The organism is Bordetella parapertussis, assembly GCF_020735925.1.
GTDB classification, from domain to species: domain Bacteria; phylum Pseudomonadota; class Gammaproteobacteria; order Burkholderiales; family Burkholderiaceae_B; genus Bordetella; species Bordetella pertussis.
Map to the genome: position 1 here is coordinate 4,740,098 of NZ_CP085971.1, position 20,415 is coordinate 4,760,512.

The 20,415-nt window shown below is 69.0% G+C and carries 18 protein-coding genes; 3 read left to right on the forward strand and 15 right to left on the reverse strand.

Annotation, left to right across the window (positions count from 1 at the left end; genetic code table 11):
• Position 1: 1 nt before the first annotated feature.
• The 5 genes from pcaD to LK409_RS22485 are packed head-to-tail and all read right to left on the reverse strand — an operon-like array spanning position 2 to position 2,811.
• A complete protein-coding gene (gene pcaD / locus LK409_RS22465) occupies positions 2 to 781 on the reverse strand; it encodes a 3-oxoadipate enol-lactonase (RefSeq protein ID WP_041937086.1) in 780 nt (259 codons plus the stop codon).
• A gap of 45 nt (positions 782 to 826) precedes the next feature.
• Positions 827 to 1,123 carry a YciI family protein gene (locus LK409_RS22470; protein WP_003807672.1) on the reverse strand — a complete coding sequence of 99 codons (297 nt, stop codon included), beginning with the start codon at positions 1,121 to 1,123 and terminating at the stop codon, positions 827 to 829.
• A gap of 25 nt (positions 1,124 to 1,148) precedes the next feature.
• Positions 1,149 to 1,424 carry a muconolactone Delta-isomerase gene (gene catC / locus LK409_RS22475; protein ID WP_003807674.1) on the reverse strand — a complete coding sequence of 92 codons (276 nt, stop codon included), beginning with the start codon at positions 1,422 to 1,424 and terminating at the stop codon, positions 1,149 to 1,151.
• A 56-nt stretch (positions 1,425 to 1,480) separates the two neighbouring features.
• Positions 1,481 to 2,125: a 3-oxoacid CoA-transferase subunit B gene (locus LK409_RS22480; protein ID WP_003807676.1), complete on the reverse strand. Its 645-nt coding sequence runs from the start codon at positions 2,123 to 2,125 to the stop codon at positions 1,481 to 1,483.
• Complete coding sequence (locus LK409_RS22485) at positions 2,125 to 2,811, reverse strand: 3-oxoacid CoA-transferase subunit A (protein WP_010927458.1); 687 nt, start codon at positions 2,809 to 2,811, stop codon at positions 2,125 to 2,127. The genes LK409_RS22480 and LK409_RS22485 overlap by 1 nt, the downstream gene beginning before the upstream one ends.
• A gap of 129 nt (positions 2,812 to 2,940) precedes the next feature.
• On the opposite strand from LK409_RS22485, the gene LK409_RS22490 reads away from it, so the two are divergent.
• A complete protein-coding gene (locus LK409_RS22490; RefSeq protein ID WP_003807682.1) occupies positions 2,941 to 3,792 on the forward strand; it encodes an IclR family transcriptional regulator in 852 nt (283 codons plus the stop codon).
• 50 nt (positions 3,793 to 3,842) lie between these two features.
• Here the strand turns inward: LK409_RS22490 and LK409_RS22495 are convergent, their stop codons facing one another.
• The 5 genes from LK409_RS22495 to ppc form a co-directional block, all read right to left on the reverse strand.
• A complete protein-coding gene (locus tag LK409_RS22495) occupies positions 3,843 to 4,568 on the reverse strand; it encodes an SDR family NAD(P)-dependent oxidoreductase (protein WP_003807684.1) in 726 nt (241 codons plus the stop codon).
• 32 nt (positions 4,569 to 4,600) lie between these two features.
• The gene (locus LK409_RS22500; protein ID WP_041937087.1) at positions 4,601 to 5,941 is read right to left on the reverse strand and encodes a short-chain fatty acid transporter; all 1,341 of its coding nucleotides are present in this window, start codon (positions 5,939 to 5,941) and stop codon (positions 4,601 to 4,603) included.
• 112 nt (positions 5,942 to 6,053) lie between these two features.
• Positions 6,054 to 6,986 carry a 3-hydroxyacyl-CoA dehydrogenase family protein gene (locus LK409_RS22505; RefSeq protein ID WP_003807688.1) on the reverse strand — a complete coding sequence of 311 codons (933 nt, stop codon included), beginning with the start codon at positions 6,984 to 6,986 and terminating at the stop codon, positions 6,054 to 6,056.
• Between the two features lie 397 nt (positions 6,987 to 7,383).
• Positions 7,384 to 10,179: a serine protease autotransporter SphB1 gene (sphB1, locus tag LK409_RS22510; protein ID WP_010927461.1), complete on the reverse strand. Its 2,796-nt coding sequence runs from the start codon at positions 10,177 to 10,179 to the stop codon at positions 7,384 to 7,386.
• 605 nt (positions 10,180 to 10,784) lie between these two features.
• Positions 10,785 to 13,733: a phosphoenolpyruvate carboxylase gene (gene ppc, locus LK409_RS22515; RefSeq protein ID WP_010927462.1), complete on the reverse strand. Its 2,949-nt coding sequence runs from the start codon at positions 13,731 to 13,733 to the stop codon at positions 10,785 to 10,787.
• A gap of 71 nt (positions 13,734 to 13,804) precedes the next feature.
• Between ppc and queC the strand changes: the two genes are divergently transcribed.
• On the forward strand, positions 13,805 to 14,524 hold the full coding sequence (queC, locus tag LK409_RS22520; protein WP_041937089.1) for a 7-cyano-7-deazaguanine synthase QueC: 720 nt from the start codon (positions 13,805 to 13,807) through the stop codon (positions 14,522 to 14,524).
• Positions 14,525 to 14,562: 38 nt separating this feature from the next.
• Here queC and LK409_RS22525 read toward each other — a convergent pair whose 3' ends face one another.
• Positions 14,563 to 15,111: a GNAT family N-acetyltransferase gene (locus LK409_RS22525; RefSeq protein WP_003807699.1), complete on the reverse strand. Its 549-nt coding sequence runs from the start codon at positions 15,109 to 15,111 to the stop codon at positions 14,563 to 14,565.
• Between the two features lie 154 nt (positions 15,112 to 15,265).
• On the opposite strand from LK409_RS22525, the gene LK409_RS22530 reads away from it, so the two are divergent.
• Positions 15,266 to 16,165: a virginiamycin B lyase gene (locus LK409_RS22530; RefSeq protein ID WP_010927464.1), complete on the forward strand. Its 900-nt coding sequence runs from the start codon at positions 15,266 to 15,268 to the stop codon at positions 16,163 to 16,165.
• Between the two features lie 24 nt (positions 16,166 to 16,189).
• On the opposite strand, the gene LK409_RS22535 is transcribed toward LK409_RS22530, so the two are convergent.
• From LK409_RS22535 to LK409_RS22550, 4 genes are read right to left on the reverse strand one after another with little or no spacing between them, the layout of a single operon-like run.
• Positions 16,190 to 16,816 (reverse strand): FMN-binding negative transcriptional regulator, encoded by a 627-nt coding sequence (locus LK409_RS22535; protein WP_003807705.1) that lies wholly within the window; start codon positions 16,814 to 16,816, stop codon positions 16,190 to 16,192.
• Positions 16,817 to 16,838: 22 nt separating this feature from the next.
• Positions 16,839 to 17,765: a 2-hydroxyacid dehydrogenase gene (locus LK409_RS22540; RefSeq protein ID WP_010927465.1), complete on the reverse strand. Its 927-nt coding sequence runs from the start codon at positions 17,763 to 17,765 to the stop codon at positions 16,839 to 16,841.
• Between the two features lie 8 nt (positions 17,766 to 17,773).
• A complete protein-coding gene (locus tag LK409_RS22545; protein WP_003807708.1) occupies positions 17,774 to 19,360 on the reverse strand; it encodes an ABC transporter substrate-binding protein in 1,587 nt (528 codons plus the stop codon).
• Positions 19,357 to 20,361, reverse strand: a complete 1,005-nt coding sequence (locus LK409_RS22550; RefSeq protein WP_010927466.1) for an alpha/beta hydrolase — start codon at positions 20,359 to 20,361, stop codon at positions 19,357 to 19,359. Before LK409_RS22550 ends, LK409_RS22545 begins: the two co-directional genes overlap by 4 nt.
• Positions 20,362 to 20,415 lie beyond the last annotated feature (54 nt).

Genomic DNA, 20,415 nt, shown 5'->3' on the forward strand with positions numbered 1-20,415 from the left:
TTCACTCCGTGAGGAAGCCGGTCAGCGCGCGCGTGAAGGCTTCCGGTTGCTCCCAGTTGGAAATATGCGAGGTGTCGAGCTCGACATAGCGCGCGCCGGGGATGGCGGCGGCCAGCGCCTTGCCGTCCTGCGGCGTGGCGGCCAGGTCGTGGGTGCTGCTGATGACCAGCGTGCGGGCGCGGATGGCGGCGACGCGTTCGCGCAGGTCGGCGTCACGCAGCGCCGCGCAATTGGCCATGTAGCCGGCGTCGGGGATGCGGCGCAGCATGTCGATCAGGAGCTGGACCAGGCCGGGTTCGGCGGCGCGGTATTGCGGCGTCAGCCAGCGTTCGACCAGCCCGGGCGCCATGGTTTCCAGCCCGTCCTGGCGCACCGCGGCGATGCGCGCGCTCCAGCCCTCGGCGCTGCCGATGCGCGCGGCGGTATTGCACAGGATCAGGCGGTCGATCAGCTCGGGGCGTTCCAGCGCCAGCCACATGCCGGTCGGGCCGCCCATCGACAGGCCGCAGAAGTGCGCGCGTTCGATCCGCAGGTGTTCCAGCAGTTCGGCGACATCGCCGCCCAGCTGCGCGAAGCTGTACTCGCCATCGGGCACGGACGATTTGCCGTGGCCGCGCGTGTCGTAGCGCAGGACGCGGAAGCGGCGGCTCAGTTCGGGGATCTGGCGCGCCCACATATCGGCGCAGGTGCCCAGCGAGTTGGACAGTACCAGCACGGGGGCGTCGGCGGGGCCGTCGATGACGTAATACAGGCGCGCCTGGCTGAGGTCGGCGTAAGACATGGTGATTCCTGAAGCGGGGCCTGCCCGCCCTGGGCAGGCAGACAATTACAGATAGGAGGTGCCGTCGACGTAGGCTTTGCGCCAGCGGGTGATCGCGACCCGCTCGAACAGCCCGGCCAGGTGGAACGGGTCGGCCTGGATGAACTGCTCGGCGGCGGCGCGCGTATCGACATCCACTACGTACAGGCCGCCGCCGAGGTCCTTGCCGTCGTCGTCCAGCTTGGCGCCGCAGGCCAGCAGCAGATGCTTGTGCTGGTCGAGGAACTGCAGGTGCGCATTGCGGTGCTGCTGGCGCACGGCCAGGCTGCCGGGCTTGTCGAAGGTCTCGATGATGTAGGGCATGGCGGTTTCCTGAGGGAGTGGGCGATCAGATCGCGGACGGGTGGCGCGCCAGCGCGGTAACCTGGATGTCCATGTACGGGAACAGCGGCAGCGCCGACAGCATCTGGTGCAGCTCGTCGTTGTCGGCGGCGTCGAAGATGCTGACGTTGGCGTAGCGGCCGGCCACGCGCCACAGGTGGCGCCACTTGCCGTCGCGCTGCATCTGCTGGGCCAGGGCCTTTTCGTCGGCCTTCAGTTTGTCGGCGCGCTCGGCGGGCATGTCGGGCGGCAGGTTGACTTGCATTTGAACCATGAACAGCATGGGGAACTCCTTCGATCGGGAAAAGCCCCGGCCGCCGGCCGGGGCGCAATGGGCGTTCAGTCGGCGAACTTCAGCGGCAGGCCGGTCAGCGCCAGCAACTGCTCGCGCGTGGTGCCGCCGAACAGGTCGGTCACGGTGATCTGGCCAGCCCGCAGGTCGAACACCGCCATGTCGGTATAGACGCGCGAGACGCAGCGCACGCCGGTCAGCGGGTAGGTGCAGGCCTGCACCAGCTTGCTCTGGCCGTCGCGGGTCTGCAGTTCCATCATGACGAAGACATCCTTGGCGCCGATGGCCAGGTCCATGGCGCCGCCCACGGCGGGGATGGCGTCGGGCGCGCCGGTGTGCCAGTTGGCCAGGTCGCCCTGCTGCGACACCTGGAACGCGCCCAGCACGCAGATGTCGAGGTGGCCGCCGCGCATCATGGCGAACGAATCGGCATGGTGGAAGAACGAGCAGCCGGGCAGTTCGGTGACCGGCTGCTTGCCGGCGTTGATGAGGTCGTAGTCTTCCTGGCCCTTGGCCGGCGCCGGGCCCATGCCCAGCATGCCGTTCTCGGTGTGCAGGATGACTTCGCGGTCGGCGGGCAGGTGGTTGGCTACCAGCGTGGGCAGGCCGATGCCCAGGTTGACATAGGCCCCTTCGGGGATGTCCTGCGCGACGCGGGCGGCGATTTCGTCGCGGGTCAGCTTGCTGCTCATTACTGCTCCTTGGCGCCGCGCGGGGCGTCGATTTGCACCACTCGTTTGACGAAAATGCCGGGCGTGACGACGGCCTCGGGGTCGAGCTGTCCCAGCTCGACCACCTGCCGCACCTGCGCCACGGCCACGCGCGCCGCGCTGGCCATGATGGGGCCGAAATTGCGCGCCGTCTTGCGGTACACCAGGTTGCCCCAGCGGTCGCCGCGTTCGGCCTGGATCAGGGCGTAGTTGGCGTGCAGCGGGTACTCCAGCACGTACTGGCGGCCGTTGATCTCGCGGGTTTCCTTGCCATCGGCCAGCGGCGTGCCGTAGCCGGTGGGCGTGAAGAAGGCGCCGATGCCGGCGCCCGCGGCGCGGATGCGCTCGGCCAGGTTGCCCTGCGGCACCAGTTCGAGCTCCAGCTTGCCGGCGCGATACAGGCCGTCGAAGATCTGCGAATCGACCTGGCGCGGAAACGAGCAGATGATCTTGCGCACCCGCCCGGCGCCCAGCAGCGCGGCCAGGCCGGTGGTGCCGTTGCCGGCGTTGTTGTTGATGATGACCAGGTCCTTGGCGCCCTGCTCGAGCAGGGCGTCGATCAGTTCCATGGGCTGGCCGGCGGTGCCGAAGCCGCCAATCATGACGGTGGCGCCGTCCGGGACGTCGGCCAGGGCGTCGGCCGCGGTAGCAACGAGCTTGGAAATCATGGGTATCGTCGGTAGAGGTGGTGTGTGATAATTTGTTCTATATCAGAATAACCGTTCTTCTGAAGAACATCGTTTCATGGTGGTCAGGGGGTGTCAAGGCGCCTGGCCGCGGCGCGGCCGGCCGGCGAAATGGCCTCGCGCCTCTACAATGGCGCGCGTTCCGAGCGGCTGCATTTCCACCTTCTGCATACAGGTCCCATGGTCGAGCAAGTACCCCAGCAACCCGGCGACAGCTATGTGCAATCGTTTGCGCGTGGCCTGTCCGTGATCCGTGCCTTCGGTCCGCAGCGTCCGCAGATGACCCTGTCGGAGGTGGCCGCCGCCACGGGGCTGACGCGCGCCGGGGCGCGCCGCATCCTGCTGACGCTGGCAAGCCTGGGCTACGTCGCCCAGGAAGACCGGCGCTTCACCCTGACGCCGCGCATCCTGGAGCTGGGCTATGCCTACCTGTCGGCTACGCCGCTGTGGGATCTGGCCCTGCCCTATATGGAAGAGGTGGCCGAGACCACGCGCGAATCGTGCTCGGTTTCGGTGCTCGATGGGGTGGACATCGTCTACATCCTGCGGCTGTCGACGCACAAGGTCATGACCATCAACCTGGCGGTGGGCAGCCGGCTGCCGGCCTGGGTCACCTCGATGGGCCGCGTGCTGCTGGCCGGGCTGCCCGAGGCCGAGCAGGATCGCCTGCTGGACGAAAGCCAGATCCAACCCTACACGCCGGCCACCGTGGTCGACCGCGCCGAACTCAAGCGAATCCTGGCGGGCGTGCGCGCCGACGGCTACGCCTGCGTGGTGCAGGAGCTGGAGCCCGGCCTGCAATCGGTGGCGGTGCCCATCGTCGACCGGGGCGGGCGCGTCATCGGCGCGATGAACGTCAGCGGCCATGCCAACCGGTACTCGCGCGAAGAGATGCTGCAGGCTTTCCTGCCGCCGTTGCGCAGCGCGGCCGAGCACATCAACCAGGCGCTGCGGCGCCGCTGAGGCGGCGCGCGCGCGATGCGCGAGGAGGCGGGCTGGAGCCATGGCCGCGTTCAGACGGGCGCCACGCCCAGCGTGGTGCCGCCGCACACATAGAGCACCTGGCCGGTCACGAAGCCGTTGTCCGGCGACAGGAAGAACATCGCGGCGCGCGCCACGTCCTCGGGCGTGCCCAGCCGCTTGACCACGATGCTGTCGATGATGCGCTGCGTGCGCGGCGCGCCTTCGGGGTTGCTGTTGCGAAACAGCTCGGTGGCGATGGGGCCTGGGCCGATGGCGTTGACCGTGATGCCGTCGCCGCCCAGCTCCATGGCCAGGGTGCGCGTCAGGCCGATCAGCCCGGCTTTGGTCGCCGAATAAACCACCCGTTCGGGCTTGCCCAGCGCCGCGCGCGAGGACATGTTGACGATGCGGCCGTAGCCCGCCGCGCGCATGGCCGGCAGCGCCGCCTGGACCAGGATCATGGCCGTGCGCAGATGCAGCGCAACGACGTAGTCGAGATCGGCCAGGGTCGCGGTGTCGGCGGTGCCCGGGCGCGTGGCGCCAGCGTTGTTGACCAGCCCGACAATGTCGTAGGCCTCGGTCACTTCCCTGGCGACGGCCAGCGTCTGCGCTTCATCGGTCAGGTCGGCCTGGTACGACGCCAGGCCTTGCGGCGCATCGGCGGGCAGGCGGTAATCGATGTTGACGACACGGTGGCCGGCATCGAGCAGGGCGCGGGCGATGGCCGCGCCGATGCCGGACGAGGCGCCGGTGACCAGGTAGGCGGTGGGTTTCATGGCTGGGCTCCGTAAGGGAAGGCGCGGCGGCGTCAGTGGGTCAGGTAACCCCAGGCAAGCACCGCGGCAATGTGGATGACGCCGACCCACAGCATCATGATGACGGTATAGCCCATCACGTCGCGCAGTTTCAGCTTCGACAGCGCCAGGGCGGGCAGGATCCAGAACGGCTGCACCAGGTCGTTCCAGGCGTTGCCCAGCATCACGGCCATGGTGGTCTGGTTGAGCGCGCTGCCGATTTCCTTGGCGGCGTCGATCATGAACGGGCCCTGGATCACCCAGTGGCCGCCGGCCGAGGGCGCGAAGAAGTTGATGACGAACGAGCTGATCAGGCCCCAGAACGGCAGGCTGCCCGGCGAGGCGACGTCGACGAAGACCTTGGAAATGGTGGCCACCAGCCCGGAGCCGGCCATGATGGCCATGATGCCCGCATAGAAGGGGTACTGCAGGATGATGCCGGAGATGGTCTTGATGCCTTCGTTCAGCTTGGCCACATAGGCCGCGGGGGTGCCCAGCAGGATGATGCCCAGGAACAGGATGATGAAGTTGATCAGGTTCAGGTCCAGCGACTTGCCGTCCATGAAATAGAACACCACATAGGCGATGCCCAGCAGGCCGATCAGCAGGCTGAGGATGCGGCTGTTGTTCAGGCGGCTGGCCAGCGTATCCTCGGCGGTCAGCTCGTCGGCGGCCTTGGCCGGCGCGCTGCCCTGGTCGATGGCCGGGTCCACTTCGACGACCTTTTCGCCCTGCTTGGGGTGCAGCCAGGCGTTGAGCAGCGGCAGGGTGACGATGATCACCAGGCTGGTGATCAGCATGGGCAGCGAGAAAATGGTTTCCGACAGCGGAATCACGCCCATCTGGTCGGCCGTCGGATGGCCGGGCGTGGCGACCAGCACCGGGATGCTGGCCGACAGGCCCAGGCCGTACATCGTGAAGCCGCTGTAGGCGGCGGCGATGATCAGCGGGTAGTGCACGCCCTTGACCTTCAGCGCCAGTTTCTTGGCGACCACGCCGCCGATCACCAGGCCGAAACCCCAGTTCAGGTAGCTGCCGACGCCGCCGACCAGGGTCGCGACAATGATGGCGTTGCGCGGCTGGTGCACGTGGCTGACGATGCGGTCGAGCAGGCGGTCGGTCAGCGGCGCGGTGGCCAGCACATAGCCCATGGCCAGGATGACGGCCATCTGGGTGGTGAAGGCCAGCAGGCTCCAGAATCCCTTGCCCCATTCACGGGTGATCTGGTCCAGCGGCTGGCCTTCGATGCCGAAAGCCATCAGCACGGTCAACAGGGTCAGCGCGATCGCGAAAACGAATGGATCGGGCAGATACTTGCGCATCAGCTCCGTGAAAAAGGACGTGAGTTTATTCATGGTGCTTCCTACATATTTCTTGGTAAGGCGTTGCGTTTGCGTGGTGTGGGGGGCCTGTCCCCGCGGGGACAGGCCCCGGAAGACGGGCGGCAAGGCTGGGGGGATGTAGCGGTCAAACCGGCTTTCTGCTCTCGAGCCAGGCGGCCAGTTCGGCCAGTGCGGCGCTCTTGTCGCGCAGCACGCGCTCGCGGCGCTCGGGCGGCCAGGCATAGAAGCCCTGGCCGCTCTTGGCGCCCAGTTCGCCTGCCTGCACCTTGTTCTCGAGCAGTTCGGACGGCGTGGTGCGGTTTTCGAGATCCTGGTAGAGATAGCTGGCGATCGCGTAGTGCACGTCGATGCCATTCATGTCGCGCTGCTCCAGCGGGCCGGACAGCGCCAGGCGGATGCCCAGGCTCCACTTGACGACTTCGTCGATGTCCTCGGCGCTCGCCACGCCTTTTTCCAGCAGGGAGATGGCTTCGCGCGCCAGGGCGTGCTGGATGCGGTTGGCGATGAAGCCGGGAATATCCTTGCGTACCAGCACCGGCCGCTTGCCGCCGGCGCGCAGCATGCCCATGACCCGCGCCACGGTCTGCTCGGACGTATCGTCGTTGCGCACCACCTCCACCAGCGGGATCACATCGGCCGGCGTGAAGAAGTGGGTGCCGACGAAGCGGTCGCGGCGCGTGACGGCCTGGGCGATGTCGTTGATCGACAGGCCGGACGTGTTGGTGGCGAAGATGGCCTGCGGATCGCACAGGGTGTCGAGCCGGGCGAAGATGTCGCGCTTGAGCGCCAGTTTTTCCGGCACCGCCTCGATCACCAGCTGCGCCGAACAGGCCGCTTCCAGGCCGGCGTCCATGCGGATGCGCTGCATGGCCGGCGCGATGGCGTCCGGCGCGTACACGCCCAGTTGCCGTTCGATGACCTGGGCGGCGCGCGTCAGCGCGCCTGCCATCGGGTCGATCAGCACCACGTCGAAGCCCTTGGAGGCGAACAGGGCGGCGATGCCGCTGCCCATGGCGCCTGCGCCGACGACCGCCAGATTCTGGATGGGGTTATCCATTGCATGCTCACTCGGATGAAGCCGCGGCGTGTCTCGGGCTGCCCGGCGGCGTCCGGCAGGCCGGGCGTCTCTTCCGTAGGGTGCCTTCCTGTGCCGCAGCCAGAAAAATCTTTGTGTTCTATATGCGAACATTTGTGCGCATATAGAATTTATTTCGGAATAGTACTAAGAATCCAGATGGCGGACAAATCAGGCCAGGGGAGCGTCCATCAGGTGGGCGCGCCATCGCGTGACCGTGAGTCCGTACCGGTGCGGGCGGTCAAGCGTCGATGGCGTACGGCAGTGTGCCTGTCCCCGCGGGGACAGGCACATGCACGGGCAGACGCCAGTCCTCAGGCGGGGACAGGCACCCCGGAGCGCTGGCGGGCGTCAGCCCTGTGCCGAGGCGGGCGCAGGGTCAGTAGCGGTAAGTGAGGCTGGCGCTGAGCTGGTGATCGACCCAGTGCGTGGCAAGCTGGCCCGTGTAGCCCAGCCCCAGCGCGAGGCCTGGCGCGAACTCGGCGCGCAGTCCGAGCGCGCCCTGTACGCGCGTGCGCGGCACGGGCCAGTAGCCGCTGGCGCCCTGGTCCTGCGCCAGGCCGGCGAAACCGCCGGAGGCGGCGTAGCGCCGCGCGCGCAGGTCATGCCAGACGCCCAGTTGCAGCTGCGCCGTCATGGGCGTGGCTCCCAGCATGAAGGCATGGCGGCTTTGCAGTTGCGCCCACAGCGTGGGCACGGTGCGCGTCAAGGCGCGGGCGCGCAGCCCCAGTCCTTGCGCGCCGCTCTCGCTGAAACCTTGCTGGTGCAGATGCGTGAGTTGCAGCCCCGCCCGAGGCGCCAGCGTGTGTCCGGGGGCGAGCGTCCACTGGCGTCCCAGGCCGGCGTCGGCCTGCCAGACGTGGCCCCGGGCGGTGGCGCCGACGGTGTGGCCGGCATCGCCGAGCGAGATGTGGCGCGTGGCCTGGTTGCGGTAGCGGCTATAGCCCAGTGCGCCCTGTACGAACCAGCCGTCGTCCCAGGCGCGGCGCGCGCCCAGCAGTACGCCCGGCGTGGTCATGGCGGCGTTATCGCGGGCCGGCGCGCCGGACGATTCGTCCCAGTGCGTGCGGCTGTGGGTCAGCGCCGCGGCCAGGCTCAGGCCGGCCGAGACTTCGCGCGCCAGGCCCAGCATGATGCCGTTGCCGCGCTGGCGGCCTTGCAGGCCATCGGGGCGCCAGCGCAACTGGCCGTGGCGATACTCGGCGATGGCCGCCACGCGCTCGCCGCCGGTCTGGGCCAGGTGGTTCTCGAGGCGGTCCATCCAGCGGTTCTGCTCCAGCGTGTTGACCGCGGCGGCGTTGGCGTAGGTGGCGCCGGCCAGCGAATACAGGTTGTCCTGCAGCACCTTGCGGCTTTGCACGCGCTGGATGCGTCCGATGGCGGCCGCCGGCGCCGCGGCGTCGCGCTGCGACTCGGGCAGGGCATCGAGTTCGCGCATCGCGGCGTCGAGCCGCTCGGCCACGGCCAGCACCGACGCGCGGCGCCCGTCGTCCGCGGCCCGCTGCGCCACGGCATGGACGCGCTCGGCGCGCCGCATGGTCAGGTAGACGGCCTGGGGCTGGTAGTCCAGCCGGGCGTTGAGCAGCAGGCCCGGACTGCGCGTCAGCGTGGCGAAGACGCCGGACACCGCGCCGGCCTTGATGACCGGGACGCTTTTCCCGTCGCCGCCGACGTAGCCGGGGCGGATGTCGTCCACATGCAGCCGGCCGGCCAGGCTGGCCCTGCCGGATACGTCGAGCAGCGAGCCGATGTCGGTGACCAGCAGGCCCTGCGCGGTCTGCGAGTAATCTCCCTTGACGTGCAGGCCGGCCTCCTTGTTGACCACCGTGCCCTGGTTGGTCACCGTGCCGACGGTGCCGATGCCGGTCAGCGTGCCGCCAGGCTCGACGGTGACGGCGGACGTGACGCTGCCAAAGACGTCGAGGGTGCCGCGCTTGATGGTGGTGCGGCCGGCATAGGTATTGGCGCCGGCCAGGACCAGCGCGCCGGGGCCGTCGACGACCAGCCCGCCGGCGCCGGAGATGTCGTTGCCGAACGTGGAGGTATCCGTAACCCGGGCGACGAAGTCGCCGAAGGCGAACTGCGCCGGGCCCTGCACGGCGCGGCCCACGTCGAGCACGCCCCAGCCGTACTGCGGGTCGACGCCGTACGGGCCCTTGTCCTGCGCCGTGGTCAGCAAGGTGGTGCGCAGGTTGTCGTTGTCCATCCAGCGAAAGCGATCCTGCACCAGTACGGCGGCGCCGGTGACCAGCGGCGCGGATAGCGACGTGCCCTGTTCGACGTGGATGCTGTCGGGGTTGTTCTTGTCGAGGCCGGGCAGGTAGGCGGTGCTGGGCGCGGCCAGGCACCATTGCTGCGCCTGCCCGCAGCGGTTGGCCCATGTTTCGAGCCTGCCGTTTTCGTCCACCGCGGTGACCACGATCAGGCCGCGTTGCAGGTGCGGCTCGACGCGAGGGGTGCGTCCGACCGAGCCGACCTCACTGTAGGCGCGACCCGAGGGCCTGCCGTTGCCGGCGGCGAAAATGAGGAGCGCGCCGTCGCGCACCAGGCGATCGAGTCGTCCGATGTAGGTGTTCTGCTTGTTGGCGGCGCGCTGGTATTCGTTGCGGTCCTCCTTGACGCGCTGCTCGCCTTCCGGACCTTCGGTGGCGAAACTGTTGTTGAAGATCTTGATGCCGTGCCCGAGCAGGTCGCTCCAGGCGTGGAAGGCGGCTTCGTAGGAGACATGGCCGGCCCGCGTGCCGATATTGGCCGAATAGAGGTCGGCATTGGGCGCGACGCCGCCGCGATACGTGTCGGTGTTCTGTCCGGCCAGTACCAGGGCGACCGAGGTTCCGTGCCTGCCCTGGCGCTTGGGGTCGGGGTAGGTGCGGGTGCCGTCGGCCATGTAATCGCCGCCGTATTTCTTCTCGACGTTCAGGAGCGGATGGTCGCTGCGCACGCCTTCGTCGACGACCGCGACTTTGACGCGGTAGCCCCGCAGCTTCTGGTCGTGCGCCATCTTCAGGTCGATGGTGTTGAGGGCCTTGTCCTGCTTGGCGATGAACGGCCCGCCGGCGGGCGTGACGAAGTCGGTGCGTTGCGGCCGCCGGTATGTCGACAGCGGCGCGCGCACGCGGGGCAGGTCTGCGGCCGGCACTTCGGGCAGCTGAGGCGGCACGGCCGGCGGCGGCATCACGGGCGGGGGAGCCTCCGGTGGCGGCGCGGGAGGACGGGGCGCTCCAGGCGCGGGCGCCGGCGGTTGCGGAGCAGGCCTGGGCGCAGGATTGGGTGCCGGCTCGGGTCCAGGTTCGGGGCGTGGCGAAGGGGCGGGTTGCGGCGCCGATGGCGCACGGCCGCCCGGGCTGCCGCCACCACCTCCGCCACCACCTCCACCGCCGCCGCCTCCGCCGCCGCCTCCGCATGCCGCCAGCAGCGCGCACAGCGCGAATCCGGTGCAATGGATCCAACGTGGCGATGAACGGACGGAGGCTTCACAAACCGCGGTGCGAGGAGTGCGTCGAGCAGGCATGGTGCGAAACTGGGATGATCAAAAAGGAATCATCCTAGGACGCGGCGCCTCAAAATGTTGGGAGGTTTCCAGGCTTGTAGGAAGCTATCGTCCGGGCGTCGGCGGATACGCAATGCACGGCGCCGTAGCGCGCCGGGGGCGATTGAGATAGTTTGGGAAGATTGTCTGTAAGAAATCGCAGTAACTGCAACGCTTCAGGGCGGCATCTCAGAGTTTTTCTGGAGAAATGCGCTACTCTGAAGCGTTGCTTCCTACGCTGGGCGCACGGCTCAATCCGAGTTGCGCAGGCCGGCGGCAATGCCGTTGATGGTCAGGTGGATGGCGCGCGGCACGCGGATGTCGGCGTCATCGCCGGCGCGCCGCTGCGCGGCGCGGTGCCGCTTGATCAGCTCGATCTGCAGGTAGTTCAGCGGATCGATATAGGCGAAGCGTTCGCGCAGCGAGGCCATCAGGCCGGGGTTGTCGGCCAGCAGCTCGCGCCGGGTCAGCAGGCGCAGCATGGCCAGCGTGCGGCCGTGCTCGGCCGTGATGGCGCCGAACACCCGCTCGCGCAGGCCGCGTCGCGGCACCAGTTGGGCATAGCCGGCGGCGATGGCGAGATCGGACTTGGCCAGCACCATCTCCATGTTCGACAGCAGGGTGCGGAAAGCCGGCCAGTCGCTGGCCATCTCGCGCAGCTGCGCCAGCCGGGCGCGGCGCGAGCGCGGCGCGCCTTGCGCACCGGTTTCCAGATAGGCTTCGATGGCCGAGCCCATGCCGTACCACCCGGTAAGCATGAGGCGGCATTGCGCCCACGAGAATCCCCACGGAATGGCGCGCAGGTCCTCGATGTGCTGGCCCTTCTTGCGCGAGGCAGGGCGCGAGCCGATGTTCAGCCCGGCGATTTCGCTGATCGGAGTGGCGGCGAAGAAATAATCGGCAAAGCCCGGCGTGTCGTAGACCAGGCCGCGATAGGTGCGTTGCGCCAGTTCCGACATGAACGACATGGCCGGCGCGTGCTGCTGCATGTGGGCGTCTTCGGCCGAGGTGGCGGCGGCCTGCGGCGCGAGCGACGACTCCAGCGTGGCGGCCACCAGCAGCTCCAGGTGCCAACGGCCGACTTCGGCGTCCTTGTATTTGCTCTGGATGACCTCGCCCTGTTCGGTCAGGCGCAGCTGGCCGGCCACGGTGCCCGGCGGCTGCGCCAGGATGGCGTCGTAGCTGGAGCCGCCGCCGCGGCCGACCGAGCCGCCGCGTCCGTGGAACATGCGCAGGCGCACCGAGCGGGCGCTGAAGACGTCGACCAGCGCGCGTTCGGCCTGGTAGAGGGACCAGTTCGAGGTCAGGAAGCCGCCGTCCTTGTTGCTGTCGGAGTAGCCCAGCATGACTTCCTGGGTATCGCCCTGCGCCAGCCGTACGCGCTGGCGGACTTCGGGCAGGTCCAGCCAGGCCGCCATGATCTCGGGGCCGCGCTGCAGGTCGGGAATGGTTTCGAACAGCGGCACCACCATCAGGCCGTCGCCAGGCGCGATGGTTTCGCCAGGCGGCGCGATCAGCCCGGCCTCTTTCTGCAGAACCAGTACTTCCAGCAGGTCGCTGAGGGTTTCGGTGTGCGAAACAATGCTCTGCAGCACGGCCTGTCTGCCATAGCGGGCGCGCCCGGCGGCGGCGGCGCGCAGCACCGCCAGCTCGCTCGCGGTTTCTTCGCTGTAGGCGATCCACGGCGAGGCCAGCGGCCGCGCATGCGCCAGCTCGCGGCGCAGCACGGCCACGCGGGCCGCCTCGTCCAGCGCCAGGTAGTCCACCGCCTGGCCGTCGATGCCGTCGCCGGCGCGCGCGAACAGCTCGGCCAGCACGCGTTCGTGCACATCCGAGCTTTGGCGCAGGTCCACGGTGGCCAGGTGAAAGCCGAATACGGTTACTGCCTGCTGCAGGCCGCTCAGGCGCAGGCGCGCGATGGGCGCGCCGTGGTGCGCCGATAGCGAGGCGGCGATGACCGCCAGGTCGGCCGCCAGCGCGTCGGGCGTGTCGTACGGGGCGGCGGGAACGGTGGCGCGGCGCGCCAGCTCCTGGCCGGTCAGGTGGCGGGCGGTGGCCGCCAGCCGGGCGTAGATGCCAATCAGCGCGCGCCGGTAGGGTTCGTCGCGCCGGTGGGGCGAGTCGTCGCCGCCCGCGTCGGCCAGCGCCAGCAGCGCCGGGTCGGCCTCGATCAGCAATGTGCTGGCCGACAGTTCGGCGCCCAGCGCGTGGACCTCCTGCAGGTAGTGCTCGAACAGCACCGTGGCCTGCCGCAGCAGCGCGCGCTCCAGCGTGGCGGCGTCGACGTTGGGATTGCCGTCGCGATCGCCGCCGATCCAGCTGCCCATGCGCAGGAACGGTTCGAGCGGCGGGGGCGGCGGCGTGAACGGCTTGACGGGCTCGCGGTTGAGCAGCCGGGCCAGGTCGCCGTAGACGCGCGGGATGACGTTGAGGAAGGTGCTGCGGTAATAGGACAGCGCGTTCTCGATCTCGTCGGCCACGGTCAGCCGCGTGTAGCGCAGCATGCGCGTCTGCCACAGCGTGGCGACCTGGCCGATCAGGGCCAGGTCCAGTTCGGACAGTTCGTCGGCGGTCAGTTCGCGCTCGCGCTGCACCAGCAGGGAAGAGATTTCGCGGTGCACGTCCAGCGTGCTCTTGCGCTGCACTTCGGTGGGGTGGGCGGTCAGCACCGGCATCACGCAGGCCTCGCTCAGCAGGCGGCGGATCCGGGCATTGTTCACGCCCTGCGCCTTGAGCGATTCGATGGCCTGGCGCAGGCTGCCGCGCTCCGGACCGGCGCCGGCCAGGGCGCGGTCGCGCTGGCGCCGGTTCTGGTCGCGGTCCTCGGCGATGTTGGACAGGTGCAGGAAGTAGCTGAACGCGCGCGCCACCGAATTGGGGTCGTTGCCTCGCAATTGCTTGACGCGGGCCTGCAGCAGCTTGTCGTCGGCCGGGTCGCCGGCACGGCGAAACCGGACGGCGGTACGGCGCAGGGTTTCGATCGTGTCGTACACCCGCTTGCCCTCGCAAGCCTGGATGACTTCGCCCAGGCACCGGCCCAACAGCCGGATATCGTGACGTAGGGGTTCTGCTGAGTCGGACTGCTGGCGGATTGCGTTCATCTGAAAGGGATCCGTCGGGGCGCCTTGGCGCTGGGGAATGGGAAGGATGTGGGTAAGGCGGAACTGGCAATTCGAGACCGGGGCATTGTACGCAGCCATCCTTACAAGCGCGGGCTGCGGTACAGTCAGGCCGTGGCGGCCGCGCCGCGCTTCATTTGTTCCGGTGTCTTATGCAAAACCATCAACGACGCGCCCTGGTGCTGTTCTCGGGCGGACAGGATTCCACCACTTGCCTGGCCTGGGCGCTGGAGCGCTATGCCCACGTCGAGACGCTGGGTTTCGACTACGGCCAGCGGCATCGCGTCGAGCTGGATGCCCGCCAGGTCGTGCTGCGCGAATTGCGCGCCAACTTTCCCGACTGGGCCCAGCGCCTGGGCGACGATCATCTGCTCGACCTGGGTATCCTGGCGCAGGTGGGCGACACCGCCATGACCAGCGACCGCGAGATCGAGATGCAGGCCAACGGCCTGCCCAATACCTTCGTGCCCGGCCGCAACCTGCTGTTCCTGACGCTGGCCGCGGCGCTCGGTTACCGCCGCCAGCTCGACGTGCTGGTGGGCGGCATGTGCGAAACCGATTTTTCCGGGTACCCGGACTGCCGCGACGACACCATCAAGTCGCAGCAGGTAACGCTGGGCCTGGGGCTGGGTACGCGGGTCACCATCGAGACGCCGCTGATGTGGCTGGACAAGGCCCAGACCTGGGAACTGGCCGACCGGCTGGGCGGGCAGGCGCTGGTCGACATGGTGATCGAGCACAGCCATACCTGCTACCTGGGCGAGCGCGGCCAGCGCCACGACTGGGGCTACGGCTGTGGCCATTGCCCGGCCTGCGCCCTGCGCAAGAACGGTTGGGAGCGCTGGGTGGCCGGCGCGGCGTACGCGGATTGAGGACGGCGCGCCGCCCCTGGTGATCGCGCGGGCAGGGGTCACGGGCGGCCGGGCGGCGTGGCGTCGCCCTCGCCCAGCGCCCGCTGCATCAGGACGGTGTCGCGCCATTGGCCGTGCTTGTAGCCCACCGAGCGGAAGGTGCCGATGGTATCGAAGCCATGGCGCGCATGCAGGGCCACCGAGGCGGTGTTGGCGCTGTCGCCCACCACCGCCAGCATCTGGCGCCAGCCGCCGGCGGCGCAGCGTTCGATCAGCGCCGCCAGCAGCTTGCCGCCGATGCCCTGGCCGGCGTGTCCGGCGCGGACATAGACCGAGTCTTCCACCGTATGGCGGTAGGCCGGGCGCGGCCGGTATGGCGTGGCGTAGGCGTAGCCGACGATCTCGCCGCCGCATTCGGCCGCCAGGTAGGGCAGGCCATGCGCCAGCACCGCCGCGCGGCGTTCGCGCAAGGCTTCCAGACCGGGCGGCTCCAGCTCGAACGACGCGGTGCCGTGCAGGACATGGTGGGCGTAGATCGCGGCGATGGCCGGCAGGTCGGCGTCGCGGCTGTCACGGATCAGGATTGCGGTGGGCATGGAGGCGGTCATGGCGCATGGTCGAAAGAGGCCGTGCTAGTGTGCGCCGCCGCGATCGATAAGGGAAGATGGTCGGTTTCATGGTTCGTACAAGAAAAAATCTGGTGCTCGGGCGCCTGTCCCCGCTGGGACAGGCACGCCGCGTGCAGTTCGATGAGGCCACTTCATGAACCAAGTCGAGATGACGGAATTCCCCGTAGGCAAGCCGCAGGAGGCGCTTTATGGCGTCGCTTCGACTCCCGACGGCGCGCTGTGGTTTACGCTGGCAAAGGGCAATGCCATAGGGCGGCTGTCGCCGGACGGAGCCGTGTCGCGCTTCCCATTGCCGCACACCGATGGCCAGCCCACCACGATCACCTGCGGCCCGGACGGCCGGCCCTGGTTCACGCTCTCGTCGGCCAATGCCATCGGCCGCCTGGCGCCCGACGGCGCCTTGCGGATGTTCGAGCTGCCCCGCCCGGCTTCCCGTCCCTTTGGCATTGCCGGCGGCCACGATGGCTGCCTTTGGTTCGCGGAGATGGCGGGGGATCGTATCGGCCGCATCACGATCGACGGCGATATCGAGGAATATGATCTGCCCGTGAAGGGCGGATATCCGTCCTGCATGGCCGCCGGGCGCGACGGGCTGATGTGGTTCACCTTGAATCAGGCGGGCGCCGTAGGCAGCATATCGGCGACGGCGGCGCCGCGGATTTTCCCGCTCGGCGCGGCCGACGCGGCGCCGGTAGGCATTGCATCCGATGCCCAGGGCGCTCTCTGGATCGCGCAGGCCGGCAATGGGGCGATTGTCCGGTTCGACGCGGGCGGGCGCATTACCGAATTCCCGTTGCACAGCCGTGCAGCCAGGCCGCATGCGATTGCGGCCGATGCCGCCGGCAACCTCTGGTTCACCGAGTGGGGCGCCAACCGTATCGGCCGCATTTCGGAAGCGGGCGATCTGGCGGGCTATGAGCTTGCGGCTCCAGGGTCGGAGCCGCACGGTATCGCCATCGACCCGCATGGGTGCGTTTGGGCGGCGCTCGAAACGGGCAGGTTGGTCCGCCTCCAGGCATCGCCGCGCGACTGAGCCTGGCGCCCGGCCTGCGTTGCGCTAGGCCAGCAGCGCCTCGCGCATCATGCGCGCCACCCCGCGGCTGCCCGGGTCGCGGCGGTTCTCCAGCGCGGCCAGTACGCCGGCGCGGTCTTCCGGGGATTTGTCCTGGTTCAGTTTCACCTTGCCTTCGAGCCGGGCGATGGGGATCTCCAGCGCGATGATGGCCGACAGGCGCGGCACGATCAGGTCTTCCGGCATGGCCTCGAACGTCCACTCGCCGCCCAGCGGCGTGTCGTAGGTCTGTACGGTGCGGGTCAGGATGGCGCGGATGCGCTGCGCGTCTTCGATGGCGGCGGCCTGGCCATGGGCGTGGATGGCGGCGTAGTTCCAGGTGGGGAAGGTCTGTCGGTTGCGGTACCAGCTGGGCGAGATGAAGGCGTGCGGACCCTGGAATACCACCATCGCCTGGGCGCCGGCCTGGATGTCGGCGGCCTGCGGATTGCGCCGCGCCAGGTGGCTGATCAGGGTGCCGTGGGGCCCGCGCAGCGGGTCGAGCAGGAAGGGCAGGTGCGTGGCTTGCAGGCCCTGGTCGCCATGGGTGACCAGGGTGGCGAAGCTCCAGTCGCGCATCCAGGCGTGCAGCTTGTGGCGGTCCCGTTCTTCATAGGCGGGCGGGGTGTACATCCAGAATCTCCTTGCCGGCGGGTCAGTAGCCGCGTCGCGGGTCGACCAGGTTCATGAGCGCCTCGCCGGCGTTCAGGCGGCGCAGGTTTTCCAGTATCTGGCCGGCCACGCGCTCGAACGGCGCGACCGAGGCCATGTGCGGGGTGATGACGAGGCTGGGGCAGCGCCACAGCGGGTGCTGCGGCGGCAGCGGCTCCTGCGCGTAGACGTCGACCAGGGCGCCGCGCAGGCGGCCGTCGGCCAGCGCTGCCTGCAGGTCGGCTTCCACCAGGTGGGCGCCGCGGCCGCAGTGGATCAGCGCCGCGCCGGGCGGCAGGCCGGCGAAGGTGGCCGCGCACAGCAGGCCGCGGGTGGATTCGGTCAGCGGCAGCAGGTTGACCAGGATGTCGCTGGCGGCCAGGAATGGCGCCAGCCCGTCGGGTCCATGATGGGTGGCGACGCCGTCGATGCGCTTGGCGGTGCGCGACCAGCCCGTCACCGGCAGGCCGGCGGCGCGCAGCAGCGGCAGCGCCGCCATGCCGATCGCGCCCAGGCCCATCAGGCCCACGCGCAGCGGCGGCTGGCCGTAGCGGTCGGGGCGGCGCCATTGGCCGGCGGCCTGGCTGGCGCGCGCCTGGTCGAAGCCGCGCGAGAAGTACAGCGCGCCCCACAGGATGTACTGCGCCATGTCGAGGTTCAGTTCGGCATCGACCACCCGGCACAGCGGCACGTCCGGCAGGCCGGGCGCGGCCAGCACGTTGTCCACCCCGGCCGACACGGTATGCAGCAGCCGCAGCGCCGGCATCGCCGCCAGCGCGCCGGGCGGCGGCGCCCAGCACACCGCCACTTCGGCGGCGGCGCAGCGCGGGTCGGGCCAGACCACGACGTCGATCGACGGGTCCAGGGCGCGCAGGGCGGGCGGCAGGCGCAGCAGGTCGGGCGCCTGGCTGGCGATGGCAATCAAGGTCATGGGCGGAATCAGCGGGCGTCGAGGTAGACCGTGTCGAAACTTTCTTTGACGCCGATGGCGCTGGTGACGAGGTTGTGTACATTGCCACGGTACAGCGTCGGGTAGTCGATTTCCAGCAGCCAGCCCAGCGCGGCGTCGTCCACCAGGATGCGCTGCAGTTCGCTGTACAGCTTCTGGCGTTCGGCCGGGTCCACGCTGCGCGCGGCCTGCTGCCACAGCGCGTCGGCCTTGGGGTTGTGGTAGCCCTGGTTGTTGCCGAACGGCGTGCCCTTGACGCGGTTGCTCGACAGGTACAGGCGCTGCACGCCCAGCACCGGGTCGCCGTACTGGTAGGGGTGGTTGAAGGAGATGTCGAAGTCCCACTGGCTCATGCGGCTGGCCCAGCCGCCGGCGTCGGTAGCCTGGATGTCCACCTTGAAGCCGAGCTGCTCCAGCGTCTGCCGCGTGTATTCGCCCACGCGCTCCCAGTTGGCGCCGTACGGGAACGCCAGCAGCCGCAAGGTGCGCTGCCCGACGTCCACGCCGGACTCCTTGATCAGGGCGCGCGCCTTCTTGATGTTGTAGTCGTAGACCGGCAGGTCCTTGTCATGGAACAGCGTGGCCGAGCTGAACGGCCCGGTGGGGACGCGCCCCATGCCGAAGAAGATGTTCTTGACGATGAAATCGCGGTTCAGGGCATGCATGACGGCGCGCCGCACCAGCACATTGTCGAACGGCGCCTCGCGCTGGTTGAGCACCATCAGCCCCATGGGGCCGAACATCTCCCAGCCCTTGGTGGTGTATTGCACGCCGGGCAGGGCGCGCAGGCGCTTGATGTCGACGCTGTCGACGTCGTCGCCGTAGACCAGGTCCACGTTGGCCTGTTCGAAGGCCACCGCGCGCGAGGCCGAATCGGGAATGACCTGGAAGCGGATGCCGTCCAGGTAGGGCAGGCCGGGTTTCCAGTATTCGTCGTTGCGCACCAGCGCGATGTGCGAGCCGCGCACCCATTCCTTGAATTTGAACGGACCGGTGCCCACCGGGTGCTGGTTGGCGGGGTTGTTGCGGTAATCGGTGCCCTCGTAGAGATGCTTGGGCATCATGGGCATGGTGCCGGTCTCGAACATCGAGATGAAGGGGGCGAAGGGTTCCTTCAGGCGGATTTCCACGGTGGCCGGGTCTACCGCGCGCACGCTTTCCACATAGGCGTTGAGGATCAGCTTGGTGCGCGGATGCACCTCGCGCACCAGCTTGTCGATGGAAAACACCACGTCGTCGGCGGTAAACGGCTTGCCGTCGTGCCATTTCACGTCGGGCTGCAGCTCGAAGGTATAGACCAGGCCGTCGGGCGAGATGCGCCAGGCGCGCGCCAGGCTGGGTTGCGGCTTGAGGTCCGCGTCGTAGGTCAACAGGCCCTGGAAGATCTTGCCGCCGACGAACTGGGTGGGCGATTGCGAATTGATGGCGGTGATCAGGATGGGCGGCTCGGGATGCACGATGGCGCGCAGCGTGCCGCCGCGGGTCTGGGCTTGCGCGGGCGCGCCGGCCAGGGTGGCGATGGCGGCGCTGGCCAGCAGGAGGGCGCGCAGCGTGCCCCGGATGTGTCGGTAGTTCATGGTTGGTGTTCCCCCGTATGGATCGCCGCCGCCGCCGCAGCCGGCCGCAGCACCGCGCGCAGCCAGGCCGCGGTATCGTCGAAGGCGGCCACGCTGACCTGCGCCAGCGATACCGCCTCCAGAAAACTGTGCACCGTGCCCGGATAGACCTTCGCCTGCACGTCCACGCCGGCTTCGCGCAGGCGCGCGGCCATGTCCTGGTTGGCGTCGTGCAGCAAGTCGAGTTCGGTGATGGCCATGAAGGCCGGCGGCAGGCCGCGCAGGTCCGCGTGCACCGGGCTGATGCGCGGATCCCGCGGATCGTCGCCGGCGCGCAGGTAGTTCCAGTAGAACCACACCATCTGCTGGGTCGACAGCAGGTATTCGCCGCCGCCGTACTTGACGGTCGAGTCGCGAAACAGATTGGCGTCGTACACGCCGTAGTTCAGGACCATGCCGGCCAGCGGCGCGGCGCCGCGTTCGCGCAGCGTCAGGCAGGCGGCCACCGACAGGTTGGCGCCGGCCGAGTCGCCGCCGATGCACAGCCGGGCGCGATCCACCTCCAGTTCGGCGCCGTTGGCGTCCAGCCAGTCGATCACGCCGACGATCTCCTCGATGGCCCGCGGGTAGCGCGCCTCGGGCGCACGGGTGTAGTCGACGCCGATCACGGTCAGGCCGGCGCGTTCGGCGTACTCCCGCATCAGGCGGTCGTGCGTATCCAGGCTGAACAGCACCCAGCCGCCGCCATGTACATACAGCATCGCCGGGCCCGGCCGGGCCGCGCGCGGCGTGTACACCCGCAGGCGTACCGGCCCGTGCGGCGTGGGCGCGTGGATTTCCCGGGTGCGGGCCATTTGCGGCCCGCCTTCGGCCCACGGGCGGCGCACCGCCTCGGAAATGGCGCGGGCCTGCTCCACCGGCACCAGGTCGCGGCGCGGGTGGGCGGCGGAATCGGCCTGCATGCGTTCGACGAAACGCTGGATCTGCGGGTCCAGGGGATATGGCAGCGCGGCGGTGGTCAACGTGGCGTCCTGTCGGCAGTGAGCGATGCCGACATCCTAGGGCGGCGGCGGGCG